The 18,186-nt window shown below is 61.8% G+C and carries 15 protein-coding genes; 7 read left to right on the forward strand and 8 right to left on the reverse strand.

Annotated elements, in window-relative coordinates; translation table 11 throughout:
- Window positions 1-21: 21 nt before the first annotated feature.
- The 3 genes from KHO31_RS37315 to KHO31_RS37325 all read right to left on the reverse strand — a co-directional run bounded on the left by KHO31_RS37315 (window position 22) and on the right by KHO31_RS37325 (window position 5,306).
- A complete protein-coding gene (locus KHO31_RS37315) occupies window positions 22-2,646 on the reverse strand; it encodes a YadA-like family protein (protein ID WP_211625829.1) in 2,625 nt (874 codons plus the stop codon).
- Window positions 2,647-3,373: 727 nt separating this feature from the next.
- Window positions 3,374-3,799, reverse strand: a complete 426-nt coding sequence (locus tag KHO31_RS37320; protein WP_120295817.1) for a DUF3830 family protein — start codon at window positions 3,797-3,799, stop codon at window positions 3,374-3,376.
- Window positions 3,800-4,394: 595 nt separating this feature from the next.
- On the reverse strand, window positions 4,395-5,306 hold the full coding sequence (locus KHO31_RS37325) for a helix-turn-helix domain-containing protein (protein WP_201073440.1): 912 nt from the start codon (window positions 5,304-5,306) through the stop codon (window positions 4,395-4,397).
- A 184-nt stretch (window positions 5,307-5,490) separates the two neighbouring features.
- Between KHO31_RS37325 and KHO31_RS37330 the strand changes: the two genes are divergently transcribed.
- The gene (locus KHO31_RS37330) at window positions 5,491-6,492 is read left to right on the forward strand and encodes a helix-turn-helix transcriptional regulator (protein WP_201073441.1); all 1,002 of its coding nucleotides are present in this window, start codon (window positions 5,491-5,493) and stop codon (window positions 6,490-6,492) included.
- Between the two features lie 6 nt (window positions 6,493-6,498).
- Here KHO31_RS37330 and KHO31_RS37335 read toward each other — a convergent pair whose 3' ends face one another.
- The 4 genes from KHO31_RS37335 to KHO31_RS37350 all read right to left on the reverse strand — a co-directional run bounded on the left by KHO31_RS37335 (window position 6,499) and on the right by KHO31_RS37350 (window position 9,234).
- Window positions 6,499-7,020 (reverse strand): acyltransferase, encoded by a 522-nt coding sequence (locus KHO31_RS37335; RefSeq protein WP_211625836.1) that lies wholly within the window; start codon window positions 7,018-7,020, stop codon window positions 6,499-6,501.
- Window positions 7,021-7,037: 17 nt separating this feature from the next.
- Window positions 7,038-7,430 carry a nuclear transport factor 2 family protein gene (locus KHO31_RS37340; RefSeq protein WP_201073443.1) on the reverse strand — a complete coding sequence of 131 codons (393 nt, stop codon included), beginning with the start codon at window positions 7,428-7,430 and terminating at the stop codon, window positions 7,038-7,040.
- Between the two features lie 8 nt (window positions 7,431-7,438).
- Window positions 7,439-8,224 carry an SDR family NAD(P)-dependent oxidoreductase gene (locus tag KHO31_RS37345; RefSeq protein WP_201073445.1) on the reverse strand — a complete coding sequence of 262 codons (786 nt, stop codon included), beginning with the start codon at window positions 8,222-8,224 and terminating at the stop codon, window positions 7,439-7,441.
- Window positions 8,225-8,328: 104 nt separating this feature from the next.
- On the reverse strand, window positions 8,329-9,234 hold the full coding sequence (locus tag KHO31_RS37350; protein ID WP_211625831.1) for an alpha/beta fold hydrolase: 906 nt from the start codon (window positions 9,232-9,234) through the stop codon (window positions 8,329-8,331).
- A 145-nt stretch (window positions 9,235-9,379) separates the two neighbouring features.
- Between KHO31_RS37350 and KHO31_RS37355 the strand changes: the two genes are divergently transcribed.
- The 4 genes from KHO31_RS37355 (at window position 9,380) to dmpE (ending at window position 14,305) form a co-directional block, all read left to right on the forward strand.
- Window positions 9,380-10,228 carry an SDR family oxidoreductase gene (locus KHO31_RS37355; RefSeq protein WP_201073449.1) on the forward strand — a complete coding sequence of 283 codons (849 nt, stop codon included), beginning with the start codon at window positions 9,380-9,382 and terminating at the stop codon, window positions 10,226-10,228.
- Window positions 10,229-10,357: 129 nt separating this feature from the next.
- Window positions 10,358-11,947 (forward strand): DUF1302 domain-containing protein, encoded by a 1,590-nt coding sequence (locus tag KHO31_RS37360; protein ID WP_201073452.1) that lies wholly within the window; start codon window positions 10,358-10,360, stop codon window positions 11,945-11,947.
- 100 nt (window positions 11,948-12,047) lie between these two features.
- Window positions 12,048-13,439 (forward strand): DUF1329 domain-containing protein, encoded by a 1,392-nt coding sequence (locus KHO31_RS37365; RefSeq protein ID WP_201073453.1) that lies wholly within the window; start codon window positions 12,048-12,050, stop codon window positions 13,437-13,439.
- An 83-nt stretch (window positions 13,440-13,522) separates the two neighbouring features.
- Window positions 13,523-14,305 (forward strand): 2-oxopent-4-enoate hydratase, encoded by a 783-nt coding sequence (dmpE, locus tag KHO31_RS37370; RefSeq protein ID WP_211625834.1) that lies wholly within the window; start codon window positions 13,523-13,525, stop codon window positions 14,303-14,305.
- 47 nt (window positions 14,306-14,352) lie between these two features.
- Here the strand turns inward: dmpE and KHO31_RS37375 are convergent, their stop codons facing one another.
- The gene (locus KHO31_RS37375) at window positions 14,353-15,537 is read right to left on the reverse strand and encodes an RNA-guided endonuclease InsQ/TnpB family protein (protein ID WP_201073457.1); all 1,185 of its coding nucleotides are present in this window, start codon (window positions 15,535-15,537) and stop codon (window positions 14,353-14,355) included.
- A 113-nt stretch (window positions 15,538-15,650) separates the two neighbouring features.
- Between KHO31_RS37375 and KHO31_RS37380 the strand changes: the two genes are divergently transcribed.
- Together KHO31_RS37380 and dmpG are read left to right on the forward strand one after the other, a co-directional pair.
- Window positions 15,651-16,550, forward strand: a complete 900-nt coding sequence (locus KHO31_RS37380; RefSeq protein ID WP_201073459.1) for an acetaldehyde dehydrogenase (acetylating) — start codon at window positions 15,651-15,653, stop codon at window positions 16,548-16,550.
- 10 nt (window positions 16,551-16,560) lie between these two features.
- Complete coding sequence (gene dmpG, locus KHO31_RS37385) at window positions 16,561-17,592, forward strand: 4-hydroxy-2-oxovalerate aldolase (RefSeq protein ID WP_201073910.1); 1,032 nt, start codon at window positions 16,561-16,563, stop codon at window positions 17,590-17,592.
- Window positions 17,593-18,186 lie beyond the last annotated feature (594 nt).

Below are 18,186 nucleotides of genomic sequence, written 5' to 3' on the forward strand. Positions count from 1 at the left end.
TCTCATGCTCCCCCGCCTTGGCTACCACTGGTACGCCGCACCGGCGCCGACTGTCGTCGTGGCAGAACTGATGCCCGCACCGAGCTTGACCTTGATGCTCTGAGTAACACGGGCCGACAACCCCACTGCCACCGCCTGATAGCCCTTATAGCCGGCCGTCCCGACACCGATCGCGAGATTCTTGTTTGCATCGACCTCCGGAACCATGGTCAACGCAATAGCCGACGCCGTGCCTGAATATGCATTGCGCGCGATTTCATTCATGCCGCCCTGGAACTGCTGCATGTTCACGGCGTCGGTGGGCGCCTGCCCCGCAGCAACGTTAGTGATCCGCCGCTCATTGCCCGCCGAGCCCACGGAAACCGTGTTCGACTGATCGGCAACCGAGCCTTCGCCAATCGCAACCGAGTTCGGCGCACTCGCTTTTGCGCCGCCACCGATCGCCACGGTACCGTTGCCAATCGCCTGCGCCGCATTGCCCGTGCTGTTGACGGCGACATATGAGCTGCCCGTGACCTGGGTATTTTTCACCGCCTGCCCGAGGTCTCCGATCTGCTGACCGAGGTTGCCAATCTGTTGGTTGGTGTTCCAGAGTTGCGCGCCGGTGACCGCATCGGTACTCGTGGCCGATACTTCGCCATCCTGCAGGTTGGTGAGCGTGACCTTCGACGCACCGGCTGCCGTACCGCCGAGCGTGACCTTGTCGTGCGCAGAACTGTCGTACTGGACCGCGTTCGCCACCGACCCGCTGATGTTGTTGACTGTGGTTTGCAGCCCGGCAATATCACTGGTGTTCTGCGTCACGCGGCCATCCAGATTGGTGATCGCGCTGCCAACGTTGTTCACCACCGTGCCGCCCACGGTGTACGACGGCGCTGTCACCGAACCGTCCGGATTGACCGTCGAGCCGCCGCCGAGCGCCACTGCGGTGCTCGCCGCGTGCGCATAGAGTTGCGAACCGTTGATCGCGTCCGTACTGGCGGCGTTGACCGCGCCAGGCGCCACACCGGTGAGCACCCGGTTGCCTGCCGTGCCGGCAACGTTGATCAGACTGCCGTCTGTCGTCGCGCCAACGTTGATGATGCGTGACACCGGATCTTGCGTGACGATGCCGATCCCACCGGTCGCCATGTTTTGCTGCAAGGTGGTGAGCCCGCTGTCGAGCGAGCCAAGCGCGTCGCTGACGGTGGTCTGCGTGCCCCCCTGCATATGGTAAGTGGGACCGGTCACCGTGCCGTCGGCATTGATCTGCGCGCCGCCGCCGAGCGCGGCCACCATCGGTTTGAGCTGGCCAACGTTGGCCGCGGACGTATCCGCGGTGCCCGCCGCGATACCCGTTAGTTCACGTGCGCCGCTGGTGCCGGTGAAATCGACGCTGGCGCCGTCGACATCTTTGGCGACCGTGAGATTGCGCGTTACCTGATCTTGCTGGACAAGCCCGATCTCACCGTTCGTGATCTGATTCGTGATGTTGCTCACGTCTCCTTCGATGGTTGTGGTGCGCGCGTCGAGGTTGGTGATCTGGGTCGTGGTATTCGTGACGCGCTGATCGAGGTTAGTGATGCTGCTGGTATTGGCGGCGATGTCATTAGTGTTCTGCGTCACCGCCTGGTTGGTCGCGAACAGTTGTGAGCCGTTCACGGCATCCGAACTGTCGGCGGCGAGCGCGCCGGCGTGCACGTTGGTGATTCGCACCGGTGCGCCGGCGTTGCCCAATGTCACCGCGTCATGCGAGGTTGAATCGTACTGAACCGAGTCGGCATTCGCCGTTGCCGTATTTGTCACCAAAGCGGATAGGGCCGCACCGACATCGGTGTAGCTCTGACCGCCGATCGTGTACGTGGGTTTCCTGATTGTGCCGTCAATATTGACAGCAGCGCCTCCACCAATGGCCTCCATGGCGCCCTTCAGTTGCGAAACGTTGACCACGTCGCCGTTCTGCGTGCCGGCAGCCACATTGATGATTTGCCTATTCAAGTTCGAATTCCCAACCGACAACGCATTGGCCCGATCCGCTCTTGAGCCGGCGCCGAGCGCAATCCCGCCGGCCGCACTGGCCGTCGCACCGGAACCGATGGCGACGGCTTTCTCCGCGCTGTCGGATGTCCAGGCGTTGGTACCAAGCGCAAGAGAATCATTGCCAAGCGCGCTTGCATGCGCTCCAAGACCCAGCGTGTTGACACCTTCTGCAGACGCCATATAACCAATAGCGACGCCATTGAGCGCGTCGCCACTGGTCGTGGCGCCTGCACCGATCACCGTAGCATTCACTGCCAACGCCGCAGCAGCCGAACCGACTGCGGTCGTGCCGTCCAGACTTGCCAGTGTCTTGGCGCCGACGGCCAAAGCATTGTTGCCATTCGAAACCGCATTTGGACCCAAGGCCATTGCGTTCAGCTTCGAATTATCCACTGACGTGGGCTCACTGCCGTCAGTCAACGTTGTACTGATAGCGATGTATTGATCGATGGACCCCGTCGCACTCGCCGGCAGCGGAAACACTAGAACGCCCGACAGTCCCACACCTGCCATCAGCGCACCACATGCCGCCGCGCCTTTCGCGCCACGGCTCTTCGTCACCTCGGATGCAGCGACATACGTCCGGCTCGTTCCGTTCCAAACAGTCTTGTAAGTCTTATTCAACATTCCTCCCAATCATTTTTATCGAAATCCAGCCACCAGGATTTTTCTTAAGACATCCTAATTATTAAGTCGAAATTCAGAGAAACATAAGAATGCGTCGCACGCTCACTTGCCCAACAAACCCAACATCTCTAGTTTGCCGCCGGCGAACGGCACGACGAATATATCTATGTAACTCAAACGCAGAAAAACTTGAGAATGCGTCGCGCTTTCACGTCGTCCACAAACGCGACGCCCGTAGTTTGCCGTCCGCTCGCAAGATAGCGAATACGAAAACTCTTAAAAGCGATTATTTAGCTTAAATAAGTACAAATGGCATACCCCGTTTCGGACGAAATGTGCCAAACGTCTTAAATCAACCAAAACACTTTTAGGCAGTGTTGAGATGCGCTCTTAACGCTTCTTAAATATGAAGGGCAGGCATTAAGCCTATGGCGGGGCGCCGTGCGTCGGAGGGAAGGGGCGGTATCGAGCGAGAAAAGTCAGCGGGCGGTCTGATGCCGCTCGCCGAGGTAGGCCTACCGAGTGGTGAGTTGGAAACGTGATGTCGAAGGCAATCGACGTCGGTGTGACGAAACTGACGGCTTCATCGATGAGATGAAATGCCGAACCCGCCCCTCATGACGCCGCGTGAGAGACGGACGTGCTTCACTGAACTCGCCGCTCGCGCCGGTCAGCATCTGCCGGAACGGATCGAGGCGAGTCCGTCATGCAAGAACCTCGCGCCGCTTCAGATTTTCTCGAACAGTACGTCCTGCGCGCCTTCCCACAGCACCTTGGTACCGAGTTCGCGCAGCTTTTCCTTGCCTTCGACGATAGTCAGGAAGTGGTTGCCCGCCAGCTGGCCCATCTTGCTTGCGAAGCAGCACGAACCGTACGCGAGAATGATCTCCGTTTCGCTGTAACCGCCCGGGTAGAACAGGATGTCGCCAACCGACGGATGGCTCGTGTGATTTTCAAAGCCGACCGCCGCGCCGTCGTTTTCGAGTTTGAAGTCGCCAAGCGGGACCCAGCAGCCCTCGCCGCTCCAGCGCACGTGGATGATCTTCTGACGGTACGGCAGCAGCTTCAGAAAGGCGGCCACTGTTTGCGGCGCGTCGGGATGCGTTTCGGCGGTAAAGACGTGGCCGCAGGAGGTAATTCGAAGTCGGGTCATCGCTAGGTATCCGGTGTGACGGGTTGAATGGAATGGTCGGTCAGACGCGGGCTAGGGCCAAGCCGTAGGCGCAACATTCTGTCGGCCGGTGCAATGCTTCGACAGATACAGTTAGCTTGCATCTGGTCAGGCCAGTTGATCCAGTGGCGGTGGCTAGCTGGATCGTGCGGGTCGCCGCCCGCCCACGGCAATCTGCCGCCAACCTCCACAACCCAGCAGCCGCAATGGTTACCCGTGGCTCCATACTTCACCACATATTGAACACGACGGCTACAAGACCGGCCGGAACAGCATCAAGGCCAGGCCGTGCCAGGTCCGCCCTCCAGCGCGCCACGAAAGTTCGTAGTTTGCAAGCCGCGCAATGCACAGCAAACTGCGAAAAGTGCGTGATTCCCGTTCCGGCGATTCATTAAACCCAATGCTCGACGATTCACCGCGGCCGGCCTCGATACCCGGTATCACGCGGTCACCGGGCATTCCCGCGCTACGCAGCATCGACGCCGGCAAACGCCCGCGTGCCGCCAACCGCCGGCATGCAGCTCGGGCACCGCATGCTGACGAACCGCTCACTCGATCCAGCCGCGCAACCGGGCCCTCAGCCGCGCAGCCGGTAGGCAAGCGGCGTCACGCCGTAGTCACGCTTGAACTGCACGGAGAAATGACTGGCATTCTCGAAACCAACCGCAAGCGCGATTTGCAACACCGGCTGATCGGTGGCGCGCAGCAGCCTCGCGGCTTCTTCGAGTCGCAAGCGCGAGACAAACTGATGTGGCGTCTCCCCGGTCTCGCGGCGGAACACTCGAGCAAAATGAAAGCTGCTTAACCCGGCATGCGCGGCCAGTTCGCTGATGGACAGATCGGCGGCAAGATTGGCGCGGATGTAATCGGTTACACGGCGGATTCGGCGCGGCACCAGGCGCTCGGGCTGCGGCGGCAAGCCGGCCTTGGCGTGACGGCCGCGCGAGTAGTGTTGTAACAGGTGGGCAGCGAGCGCGTGAGCCAGCGCGTCGACATACAGCCGCGAATCGGCTGGATCGCCGGCGGCGCGATGCAATGAGCCGAGCATCGCGGCGATCAGCGGATCGTGAAACTGCATCGCGTCGCCGAGCGACAGTTCGCGTGAACCGTCCAGCTCCATCTGGTCGGCGACGCTGTCGATCAGGCTGCGCTCCAGGTGCAAATGGACAGTCGACAGCGGCTCATCGCTGAGCGAACGCCAGCGCCACGAGATCGGCACGGGCGGCACGAACCAGACGTCGCCCACGCGCAGGTCGGCACTCTCCCAGCGTCCGTTCAAGTTGCGCTCGAGGTGTTCAGCGCCGCTGCCGAGCGTCATCAGCGTGACGTCCTGAAGACCGGGCGCCTCCAGCAACTCCACCTCGGCCGGCTCGAGGTATGAGCGCAGTACCAGGTGCCGCCACGGGCGATCCACGCTCGACACCAGTTTCTGGCCCGCCATATAGCGGTCGTAGGCGAGCGTCGTTGTCAGTTTTGGAATTCTTGCCATCACGTCTCTTCCTGGGAGGTCCCGTATGCACATGAGCAAACCCTGCCACACCCGCGTCGCCGGTCAGAGGTCAGCGCAAGATCTCAAAAATGATAGCAAGGAACCGGCTACCGTAATATTTGGAAATAGTTAATCATCCAGGTTGTCGTCCATCACGCGTTTCGAACGCTGGAGCTACCGTTTCATGGAACACGAATGCGATACGCTGCCGCATTGGCTGACCGGCTCGCCCCAAGGCGAAGCCAGCCACGTGTCGGCGGCTTACAACTCAGTGGTTATCGCACAACCGGCTTACCCGGCCGGCATGCGGCAACCCGAGAAATCAGCCCACGCGGCTGAAGCATCCAGGGCATCCATCCGCACCGCATCAGGCATGGCGCCCGCAGGTTTCCTCACGCTCTTCACCGAAGAGGAGATCGGCACGCCCTCGCCCGCCGCGCGGCGGGCGGCGCCGATAATCAGTCCGCTGGTGCGATTTGGCAGCGCGCAGGACCGCATCGAATTCGTGCGGCGGCGCATCAAACAACTCGGCTTCGACTCGTTCAGCTATTCGGCCACGCGCACCACCGCGCATCACAAGTCGATGTTCGTGCTGACCAGCTACGAGTCGCAGACATGGCTCACGCGGTATTTCCGCGAGCGTTATTTCGAGCTCGATCCGCGCGTCGCGCTGGCGTCGCCGACTGGCATGCCGTTCCTCTGGAACACTGCTGACATGCGCGCCGACCTGCCGCGTGCGCAAATGCGCAGCGAGCGGCTCGGCGGCCTGATCGACATGCTGGAGGCTACCGGCCGCAAAAGTGGGATTCTGACGCAGATGCCGCTGCCCGAGCCGGAACTGAGCGCGAGCCTGTGCTTCAACTCGGAGATCGGCAACCCGCGCTGGATGACGGAATCGATCGTGGCCGAAACGTTGATGTTCGCGCACACGATCCACGAATTCATCTGGACGCACGCGAAGAGCGTGATCGGGATCGCGCCCGCGCAGCAGCAGCGCGTCACGCTGAGCGATTTGCAGCACGCGGTGCTGAAAGCGGTCGTGCAGGGGCAGCGCGACAAGGAAATTGCCTACTTCCTCGGGCTGTCGCCGCATAACGTCGACTATCACCTGCGGCGCTTGCGGCAGTTGTTCAACGTGCGCAATCGCGTGCAGCTGATCAACGTGGCGCAGGGGTACGTGACGTAGGAGAACTCAGACGCTGCGCATGGTGCGCAGGCAATCCGCCGCGAGTTGCTGGTAAAGCCGGGTTCCGGACGATTTCGCCACGATCTCGTCTTCGCTCAGGGTGCGCACAACGCGCCCTGGCACCCCGGCCACCAGCACGCCCGCGGGCACCCGCCAGTCCTTCTTGACGAACGCGCAAGCGGCCACGATGCTCGCCGCGCCGAGCACGACGCCGTCCATCACGACGGCATGCATGCCGACCATCGTATTCGACTCAAGTGTCGCGCCGTGAATGATCGCGCTATGCCCGACGTGACTGTCGACCCCAAGCCGGCAAGTATTCGCCACGCCGGTGTGCAGCACGCAACTGTCCTGCACATTGCTGCCGCGCTCCACCACCACCGCGCCGAAATCCCCACGCAAGCTCGCATGCGGTCCGATGTAACAGCAGGCGCCCACTGTCACGTCGCCGATCAGCACGGCACTCGGATGAACGTAAGCTGACGGATCGACGCGCGGCCGCTTGCCGTTGAATTCGTAGAGCGCCATCGTGCGGCCGTCCCGGTTCAATTCGCGTCTGGGAGCACGTGATAGTCGTCTGGACCCCAGTACGCGCGCATGCGCAGAATCTTGCCGGCGGCGTCGAAGTCCATCACGTCGGTCACGTCGATATGCGCGGGCCGGCCGTCCTGCCCTGCCATATGCACGCGGAAGCTGATCGACGCGCTATTGCCGTGCGAGCCGCGCGGCGGTGCCATCAGTTCAAGCCGGGCACCAACCGATGTCGCGTACGTATAGAACGTTTCGATCTCGCTCTTGCCCTCTTTCAGGGGCGTGCCGACCGGATCTTCGACGCTCGCGTTATCGGCGAACAGCGCGACGACGCGTGCAGCGTCGGCCGCATTGAACGCCTCGATATAGTCGACGAGGCGGCCCTTCATGTTTTCGCTGCTGTTCATCTGCTCTCCTAGCGTGCGGTATAGCCACCGTCGATCACCAACTCCGTGCCGGTCACATAGCGGCCGGCCGGCGACACCAGATACAGAATGCCTGCCGCGATATCCTGCGGATCGCCGATTTTCGCGAGCGGCACCAGCGTTTTCATATGCGCAAAAATCTGCTCCGGATCACCGAGCTTGGCGAACGCCTCTTCCAGCAGCGGCGTGCGGATAAAGCCGGGATGCACGGAATTCGCACGGATATTCTGCGTGGCGTACAGCATCGCCTCGGTCTTCGCCATCAGACGCACCGCGCCCTTCGATGCGTGATACGCCGGCACGTCCGGTCCGCCGACCAGCCCATACATCGACGACAGGTTCACGATCGAGCCGCCGCCTGCGCTCAGCATGTGCGGAATCGCGTACTTGGTGCAAAGGAACACGCCCGTCACGTTGACGTCGATGACTTTCTGCCATTGCTGCAGCGTCATTTCGTGCGTGGGCAGATTCGCGCCTTCGATACCGGCGTTGTTCACCAGCGCGTCGAGCCGTCCAAAACGCGTGGCGATTTCGCCGAACACGCGTTGCACGTTGTCTTCCTGCGTGACGTCCATCTTCCAGAACGCCGCGCGGCCGCCCGACTCGTTGATCTCGGCGACCAGTTGCTCGCCCGGTTCCGTCAGCACATCGAGCACCGCGATCGCCGAACCGGCTGCCGCCAGCGTGCGTGCCGTCTGAGCGCCGATGCCGCGGGCGCCGCCCGTGATGGCGGTCACTTTGCCGCTCATGTCGAACAGTTGATGGGGAAATGTCATACCGTCTCCGTGATGTTGTAGTTGGGTTTTATGCGGCGCATCACCTTGGGTCAGTCGCACCGGACACGCCGGTCACGCCTGCGGCGCCGCATCCGAAGCATGCCTCAAGCGGCGCGCTGTTCCGCGAGAAATTCCAGACATTCGCGATTGAAATACCGCCGATGCTCGACCATCACCCAGTGGCCGCAGCGATTCATCAGGACAAAGCGCGCGTCGGCGCATTGTTCGAGAAAACGCATGGCGCCGCTGACCGGATTGAAGCGATCGTCCGTGCCCCAGAAGCCCAGCACCGGGCATTTGAGCTCGCCGAGCCGGTGAGTCAGGTTGGGCACACGCATCGTCGACAGCACTTCCGGCGGCTGCTGCTCGCATACGCTCAGACGCTCATCGACCAGCGCATCGGTGACGAGGCTGCGATCGAACACCAGCAGTTCGAGCAGTTGCCGCATCGTCAGGCGGTTCATCTGGCGGTTCGTGAAGAGCGACACCATCTTCTGGATGCCCTCCATTTTGAAGTAGGTCTCGCGCTCCTCGACACCGCCTGGCGCCATCATGATCAGGCTCTCGACGTCGTCGGGATAGTCGAGCGCGTATTGCAACGCGATCGCGCCGCCGAGCGAATTGCCGAGCAAGGTCGCCCGGCCGATGCCGTTGGCGGTGAGCTGCGCGCGCAATGCGCTGACGAAGAAGTCGAGCGTGTAGTCGACGTCCGCGGGCTTCGACGACGCGCCATAGCCGGGCAGATCGACCACGATCGCCCGATGACCCGCCGCGGCAAACTGCGGGTAGTTGTGCTTGAAGTTGCTGAAGCCGCTCGCACCCGGGCCGCTGCCGTGGATGAACACAACGGGCGCGCCGCTGCCGGCTTCGAAGTGGTGCAGCGTCAGGCCGCCGGGGATCTTCGTAAAAATCCCCTCGGGGGCCTGTAGGGTGTGCGACGCACTGCCGGATTTAGCGTGCGCGTTGCCGCGTGCGTCGGTTTGTTGCGACTCGGTGGGCGTTACGTTCATGCGCGCTTGTCTCCTTTGGTCTGAGGGTCGCCAGCGAAAGCATCATCCCGTCGAATCCACAGCGGGGCATCGTCTTTTCAGACTACGAGGCAGCGCCGCATTTCTCCTACCATCGGGCCCACATGAACAGAAGGAGAAAGCGGCAATGACAGGGTTTGATTTCAGCGGCAAGGTGGTGCTGGTAACGGGCGGCACCAAAGGGATCGGCGCGGCCATCGCGCAGGCTTTCATGGACGCGGGGGCAACGGTGTATGTGTGCGGGCGCACGCCGCCTGCGAGTGTGGCAGCGGACGCCCTGGCAGGCTCGCAAACGGGTTCACAGACGGCATTACCTGAAAATGCCCCGCGCTTCATCGCCGCGGACGTGCGCGACATCGACGCGATCGATGCCCTGCTCGCGCAGATCGAACGCGAAACCGGTCGGCTCGACGTGCTCGTCAGCAACGCGGGTGGCGCGCCGTTCGCGCTCGCCGCGCAGGCCTCGCCGCGCTTCACCGAAGCCGTCATCCGCCTGAACCTGCTGGCGCCGCTGCAGATCGCACAGCGCGCAAATACCCTGATGCAACAGCAACCGGACGGCGGCGTCCTGCTTTTCATCGGCAGCGTGAGCGGCTTGCGGGCGTCGCCGGGGACCGCGGCCTATGGCGCGGCAAAAGCCGGCCTGCTGAATGCAGTGCGCTCGCTCGCAGTGGAATGGGCCCCCAAAGTGCGCGTGTGCGCGGTAAGCCCGAGTCTCGTCGAAACCGAAGCCGCCACCAGCGGCCACACGGGGTCGTCTCCGGCCGACGGCGAGGCCGCGCTCGACAACATCACCGCGACGATTCCCGCAGGCCGCCTTGCCAAACCCGGCGATATTGCGTCCGCGTGCCTGTTCCTCGCCTCGCCGCACGCCGCCTATGCATCGGGCAGCAACCTGATTCTCGAAGGCGGTGGCGAAGTGCCCGCCTTTCTCGCCGCCACCGACCTGCACAAGGCGTTCGCCACCACGCCATAGACGCATTCACACGCGCACACCTCGCATCCCTGGGGCAAGCGACTAGTCCGTTTTGACGATTCTCGCGCCGCACGTGCCCCCTAACCTCTGATCACAACAAATTTCAGAAGTGACCACAGAGGAGACGGAATGCAGATCAACGGAACACAAGAGCGCGCGCCAGTGATGCGTGCGGTGTGCGCGGCATGCAGACTCGCCGTGCTGGCAGCGGCGTCGGCAGCGACGATGACGACGTTCGCCACATCGGCTTATGCGGGCGACACGGTCAATCTCGGCACTGACACCACGCTCGATTACACCTTCACGCTCGGCTATGGCCTGGGGATGCGCACGCGTGCGCCGAGCGGCAATCTGCTGACGCCCGAGAACATCAACGGCGACGACGGCGACCGCAACTTCGCGAAGAACAAGCTGATCGAAAATCAGGTGAGCCTGCTCGGCGAAGTCAATCTCAAGCACGACGACTGGGGTGTCTTCGTGCGGGCCAACGTGTTCTACGATCAGGCATACCAGCACCCGAACAGCAACGACGCGCCGTTCACCGTCAACCATAGCGGCGCGTACAACCAGTTCACCAGCGACGCGAGCTACTTTGCCGGCGGATACCCGCAGTTGCTCGCAGCCTACGCGTACGACACGATCCACATGGGCGGCACGAGTTTGAACATCAAGGTGGGCGAGCAGGTGGTCGCCTGGGGCGAAAGCGTGTTCTTTCCGAACATCGCGGGCGCCCAGGGGCCAGCCAATGCGACCGCCAGCTATGTGGCCGGAGCGGAGGTCAAGGACATCCTGCTGCCCGTGCCACAGATCTCGACGCAGTGGCAAATCGCGCCTAACTTCAGCCTGCTCGGCTACTACCAGTTCGCGTTCACGCCTAACCGACTCGTACCTGCTGGTGCCTACTGGAGCTACTCAGACCTCGTCGGCCCCGGCTCGCAATACATCATCGGGCCGGGTGGCGTCCAGATCCCGCGCGGCAACGACATCCGGCCGAATGGCGACGACCAGTGGGGCGTGGGCGCACGCTGGCGCGTCTTCGGCGACACCGAAATCGGTGCGTACTACCTGCACTACAACGACATGAACCCGAGTGTCGTGACGACCTACTTCCCCACACTGCAGTATCAGCAGAAGTACTTCGACCACATCAAACTCACCGGCCTGAGCTTCTCGACCGATCTGAACGGCGTGAACGTCGCCGGTGAAACGTCTTACCGGCAAGGCGCCGCGGTGCTCGTGAACACACCGGTGGGTCCGCAATCGACACGTGGCGACGTTTGGCAATCGAATCTCTCGGCGATCTACTCGATCGGACCGACCTTCCTTGCCGCATCGCAAACGCTGGTGGGTGAAGTCTCGTATGTGCACGCCGGCAACATCACGCCGATCATGGGTTCGACGACGCTCACCAACACGCGCAATTCCGCCGCTTTCGAGGTGGCATGGACGCTCAGCTACAAGAACGTCTTCACCGGCTGGGACGTCGACGTGCCGATCACCTATGCCGACGACTTCACCGGCCAATCCGCGCTAAGCGGTGCACTGGGTTCATTGACCGGTGTGGGCGACCACCGCGTGACGGTCGGCGTGAACTTCACACGCCTGAGCAACCTGAAACTCGGGCTCGTCTACGCGAAGTTCCTCGGCAACCCGAATCCGGTTAACCGGCCGCTCGCCGATCGCGATTATGTGCTCGCGACAGCGACCTACTCGTTCTGATGTTGCGCGCCGGAACGAACCGCTGCGGCGAGTCTCCGGCGCGTCACAACATGCATCACCCTTTGAATCAGCCGTCTTATTACTGCAAGAGGATTTGGTCATGAGTCGAATTTTTAATCCCGTAGTGCGCGTCTGCGTGTTCGCGGCAGGCGCCGCCTTCGCCGCCGCATTAGGCGCCCCATCGTTCGCCAAAACCAGCCCGGAAGATATCGCCAAGCTCGAAGGTCCGCTCACACCGATGGGCGCAGAGCGCGCGGGCAACGCCGACGGCACGATCCCCGCATGGAGCGGCAAATGGTTCGGCACGCCGCCGGGTGTCGACTACAAGCCGGGCCAACGCTTCCCCGATCCGTACGCGAGCGAGAAGCCGCTCTTCGTGATCACCGCGCAGAACATGCAGCAGTACGAAGCGCGTCTTACCGACGGCGAGAAAGCGCTGCTCAAGAAGTATCCGGATACCTTCAAGATTCCGGTCTATCCGAGCCACCGCGATTTCAGCTATGGCGACGCCGTGTACAAGGACATCCGTCTGTACGCGCCGACCACCACGATGACGAAAGACCAGAACGGCCTGAAGGATTTCCCGCCGGTCACGCCGTTCCCGGTGCCGAAGAACGGTGTCGAGGCGATGTGGAATCTGCGCTTCGCATCGGCGATCGAGGGCGAAACCGCAACCTATGACCAGGCCGTGGTCTACCCCGATGGCAATATCGCATGGGGTAAGGTGCAGTACGCGATTTACGGGCCGCGCAGCGCCGACCACTTCGATCCGAAGAACGCACTGAACGCGAAGAGCTTCTTCCGCCAGACCACCATGCTGCCCTTGTCCGATCGCGGCACGATCATCACCGGCTTTGAGATGTGGGACCAGGAAGGCTCCGACACTCGCCGCACGTGGTCCTATAACCCGGGCACGCGGCGCGTGCGCCAGGCGCCTGAGTTCGGCTTCGATCAACCCGAAGGCCCGGGCGGCTTTCGCACCGTCGACGACGACCGCCTCTTCAACGGCTCGGGCGAACGTTACGACTGGAAGATCCTCGGCAAGCGCGAAGTGTATGTGCCGTACGACAACTACAAGCTGATGGACCCGTCGATCAAATACACCGATATCCTGACCAAAGGCCATGAGAACACGCAGTACATGCGTTTCGAACTGCACCGGGTGTGGGTGCTGCAAGCTACGCTCAAGTCCGGTTATCGCCATCAATACGCGAAGCGGGTGCTGTATCTCGACGAGGACACCTGGAACGCAGTCGCCGCCGACAACTACGACGCCCGCGGCACGCTGTGGCGCACCAACCTCGCCCCGACGCTCTACGCGTACGACGCCAAATCGTTCTACTCGACCGCCGTGTTCTATCACGACCTGATCTCGGGCGCCTATTACGCGGACCGTCTGGCGAATCAGGAACCGATGCCGGTGCTCACACGCGGCTCGCAACTGACCGAAGCGTACTTCTCGCCGGACGCGATTCGCGGCGCGGGCAACTGATTTCGTAGCACCTCTATTGAAACCACGGCCGGGGATGGGTTCACTTCCGCCCCGGCGCTTTTCCCTTTCTATTTGCGGTCGCCATGACTTCGACACTTCACACCACACTCGGCGACGAGCTTTACCACGCATGGCGCGAGCGCGCGCCGATTGCACCGTTCTCGGCGCGCGCCGGCGGTTTGTCGCTCGCCGACGCTTACCGCGTGCAGCAGCACTTCGTCGCGCGCCGCATCGACGCGGGTGAAACCATCGTCGGCAAGAAGATCGGCGTGACGAGCCAGGCCGTGCAGGACATGCTCGACGTGCGCCAGCCCGATTTCGGCGTGCTGCTTTCCGGCATGCACTACGTCGCCGGCGAAGACATCCCGATTGAGAAGCTGATCGCGCCGCGCGCGGAAGGCGAAATTGTGTTCTATCTGAAAGACGATTTGCGCGGCCCGGGCGTCACGCGAGAGGCGGTACTTGCCGCCACCGAAGCGGTGGGCGCGTGCTTTGAGATCGTCGATTCGCGCATCCGCGACTGGGCGATCCGTATCGGCGACACGGTGGCCGACAACGCATCATGCGGCGTCTATGTGCTAGGCGATGAACGCGTCGCACCCCACGCGCTCGATCTCGCCGCTTGCCGCATGACGCTCGATAAGAACGGCTCGCGTGCGGCTGAAGGTGTCGGCGCTGCCGCGCTGGGCCATCCGGCCGATGCAGTCGCATGGCTCGCGAACACGCTGGGCGAACTCGGCGTGCCGATGCTCGCCGGAGAAGTCGTGCTGTCGGGTTCGCTGGCGGCCTTGATTCCGGTTGTACGCGGCGACCAGTTGCACATGCAGATTGAAGGCATCGGCAGTTGTTCCGTGCGCTTCATCTGACCGTTTGACCGTCTTTTCCTTGAGGATGCATTGATTGACATTCTCCCCTACCTGAAGGAAGGGGATTCCCACTTCAAGGAATGCAACCCAACATCATCTCCAAGAGACATGGGACTTACGCCTTCTCCATGGGCTGACACCGCCAGTCCGGCGGACAGAACATTACGCGCAGCGTTGACGTCGCGATCGTGGATCGACCCGCATTCCGGGCATGTCCATTCACGGACCTTCAACGACATTTTGGCGACGGTATGGCCGCAGTCACTGCATTGCTTGCTGGATGGATACCAGCGGTCGATGCCGATCAGCGTGCGCCCATACCACTGCGCTTTGTACTCCAGTTGCCGCCTGAACTCGGACCAGCCTGCATCGCTGACCGACTTCGACAGGCAACGGTTCTTCTGCATGTTCCTGACGGACAGGCTTTCGATGGCAATCACTTGGTTTTCGCGTATCAACCGGGTCGAAAGTTTGTGCAGGAAGTCCCTACGGGAGTCTGCCGTCCTGGCATGCATGCGTGCGACTTTGAGCCTTGCCTTCCTGCGATTGGCAGAGCCCTTTTGCTTCTTTGCGAGACGCCGCGACAACTTTGCGAGCTTCGTCTCGTTCTTGCGGAACACATTTGGCGCGGCAATCTTCTCGCCGTTCGAAAGTATGGCGAAATGGGTAAGCCCCAGGTCGATGCCGATCTTTCCAGCGGCGACCGGGCGCACGCTCACCACGTCGTCGCAGAGCATTGAGACGTGGTATCGGCCCGCCGCGTCCTTCGACACGGTGACCGTCGTGACCTTCGCGCCTTTGGGGATCGCGCGTGACCAGCGGATCGCGAGCGGCTCATCCATCTTCGCCAGCTTGAGCGCCGCACCGTCCCACCTGAAAGCACTTGTGGTGTATTCGGCCGACTGCGGTGCATCCTTGCGCCTGAAATTTGGGTACTTCGCCCGCCTGGCGAAAAAGTTGGCGAACGCAGTTTGTAGATGCCGAAGCGCCTGCTGTATGGGAACCGAACTCACTTCGTTCAGCCAGGCGTGCTCTTCGGTCTTTTTGAGCGCCGTCAACGCAGCGGAAGTCTCGTGATAACCCATGCGTTCCCCCCGCTCATGCCACGCCTCTGTGCGTTGCCGGAGCATGTAGTTATAGGCGAAGCGCGCGCATCCGAACGTCCGCGCAAGAATTACTTCCTGCCCGGGCGTTGGGTAGAACCGAAATCGGTATGCACGCTTAATTTCCACTCATCAGACCATACCACTGATATGTTTGAGACTGTCAAGCGGAACACGGAAGCAACGTCAAAACCACCTACTTACCTCCCCGGCCTGAAGGCCGAGGTTTCTCGGAGACACTGATGAGCAAGATCAAATGCGCGTTGATCGGGCCCGGCAATATCGGCACCGATCTGCTGTACAAACTGCGCCGCAGCGCGGTGCTCGAACCTGTATGGATGGTCGGCGTCGACCCGGACTCGGACGGCCTCGCGCGCGCCCGTGAAATGGGACTGAAGACGACCGCTGACGGTATCGACGGTCTGCTGCCCCATCTGGCCGCCGACGATATCCGCATCGCCTTCGACGCGACTTCCGCATACGTGCACCGCGAGCATTCCGACAAGCTGACCGCGCGCGGCGTGCGCGTGATCGACTTGACGCCCGCCGCGATCGGCCCGTTCTGCGTACCGCCCGTCAACCTTGCCGCGCAGATCGATCAGCAGGCGATGAACGTCAACATGGTCACCTGCGGCGGCCAGGCCACCATTCCGATGGTGTACGCGGTGTCGCGCGTGCAGCGTGTGGTGTATGGCGAGATCGTCGCGACCGTGTCGTCGCGCTCGGTCGGCCCCGGCACGCGCAAGAACATCGACGAATTCACGCGCACCACCGCGCAGGCAATCGAACAGGTCGGCGGCGCGGCAGTGGGCAAGGCGATCATCGTGATCAATCCGGCCGAACCGCCGCTGATCATGCGCGACACGATCCATTGCCTGACGGAAACCGATCCGGACGTCGAGGCGATAACGGCCTCCGTGCACGCCATGATCGAGGAAGTCCGCCAATACGTGCCTGGGTACACCTTGAAAAACGGCCCGGTGTTCGATGGCCGCCGTGTGTCCGTCTTCATGGAAGTTGAAGGTCTCGGCGACTACTTGCCGAAATACGCCGGCAATCTCGACATCATGACCGCGGCCGCCGCGCGCACCGCCGAACTGTTTGCCCAACAGATGCTTGCCGCATCGCCTGCCACCGCGTGAGGAGCCGATTATGTCTTTAGCAGGAACCCGCATTACCGTGCACGACATGACGTTGCGTGACGGCATGCACCCCAAGCGCCACCAGATTTCACTCGAGCAGATGTGCTCGATTGCGCGCGGGCTCGACGCTGCCGGCGTCCCGTTGATCGAAGTGACCCACGGCGACGGCCTGGGCGGCGCGTCGGTCAACTATGGTTTTCCGGCGCATACGGACGAGGCGTATCTGAGCGCCGTCATTGCGGAAGTGAAACAGGCCAAGGTATCGGCGCTATTGCTGCCGGGCATCGGCACCGTCGATCACTTGCGGCTTGCACACGGGCTTGGCGTGCATACGATTCGTATCGCGACGCATTGTACGGAAGCCGATGTGTCCGAGCAGCACATTGGCCTTGCCCGCAAGCTGGAGATGGATACGGTCGGCTTTCTGATGATGGCGCATATGTCGCCGCCCGAGCAGCTCGCAAGCCAAGCGAAGCTGATGGAATCGTACGGGGCTAACTGTATCTACATTACGGATTCGGCCGGTTACATGCTGCCCGATGACGTGACTGCGCGGATCGGTCTTGTGCGTGCGGCGCTGAAGCCGGAGACGGAACTTGGATTTCACGGTCATCACAATCTGGCGATGGGGGTGGCCAATTCGATTGCGGCTATCGCCGCGGGGGCCAATCGCATCGATGCCGCTGCGGCTGGTCTTGGGGCCGGTGCCGGCAATACGCCGATGGAAGTTTTTGTCGCTGTGTGCGAACGGATGGGGATTCAGACTGGCGTCGACGTTTTTAAAATTTCGGACGTTGCCGAGGATCTTGTTTTGCCGATTATGGATGCGCCGATCCGGATTGATCGCGATGCGTTGACGCTCGGGTATGCGGGGGTTTATTCGTCGTTTTTGCTGTTTGCCAAGCGGGCTGAAGCGAAGTATCGGGTTCCGGCGCGGGATATTCTCGTTGAGATGGGGCGACAGCGGCTTGTCGGCGGGCAGGAGGATATGATTGAGGATACGGCTATTACTCTTGCCAGAGGGCGGGGGGTAATGGTTTAGTTTTTTTGCCTGCGCGGCGCTTGTTTTCTGTGCGCTTGCGGTGTTGGCCTTTCCTTGATTTCTTATCGGTCTATTAGCGTCGCCCCTGTGCGGGGCAGGCACCTACTTTTCTTTGCATGCCGCAAAGAAAAGTAGGCAAAAGAAAGCGGCTCAAACCGCTAGCTCATAAGCGGGTCCCCCGCGCAGTCACGGTAGTGGTGCATCTGGAATCGGTGCCCTCGCACATTCAGCCATGGTGACAAGGCAGTCATACTTCCCGCCTCGCACTTCGTGCTCGCCGGAAAGGTTCATCGTGCAAACCAATGGCTCCGTTTTGTCGTAGTCCTGATTGTCAGCTTCGTCCCGACAGAACCCACTTCTGCACTCAGAGATGAACCCCCACGTCCAATAAATTGTCGCTGTCTTGCACTTGCACTTGCACTTGCACTTGCACCTGCAGTGGCACAGTCGCTGGCACTAGCGGTGGTGGTGGTGGCGGTGGCGGTGGCGGTGGCGGTGGTGGCGGTGGTGGTGGTGGTGGTGGTGGTGGTGGTGGTGGTGGTGGTGGGGGTGGTGGTGGTGGTGGTGGTGGTGGTGGTGGTGGTGGTGGTGGTG

The organism is Paraburkholderia domus (assembly GCF_905220705.1).
GTDB classification, from domain to species: domain Bacteria; phylum Pseudomonadota; class Gammaproteobacteria; order Burkholderiales; family Burkholderiaceae; genus Paraburkholderia; species Paraburkholderia domus.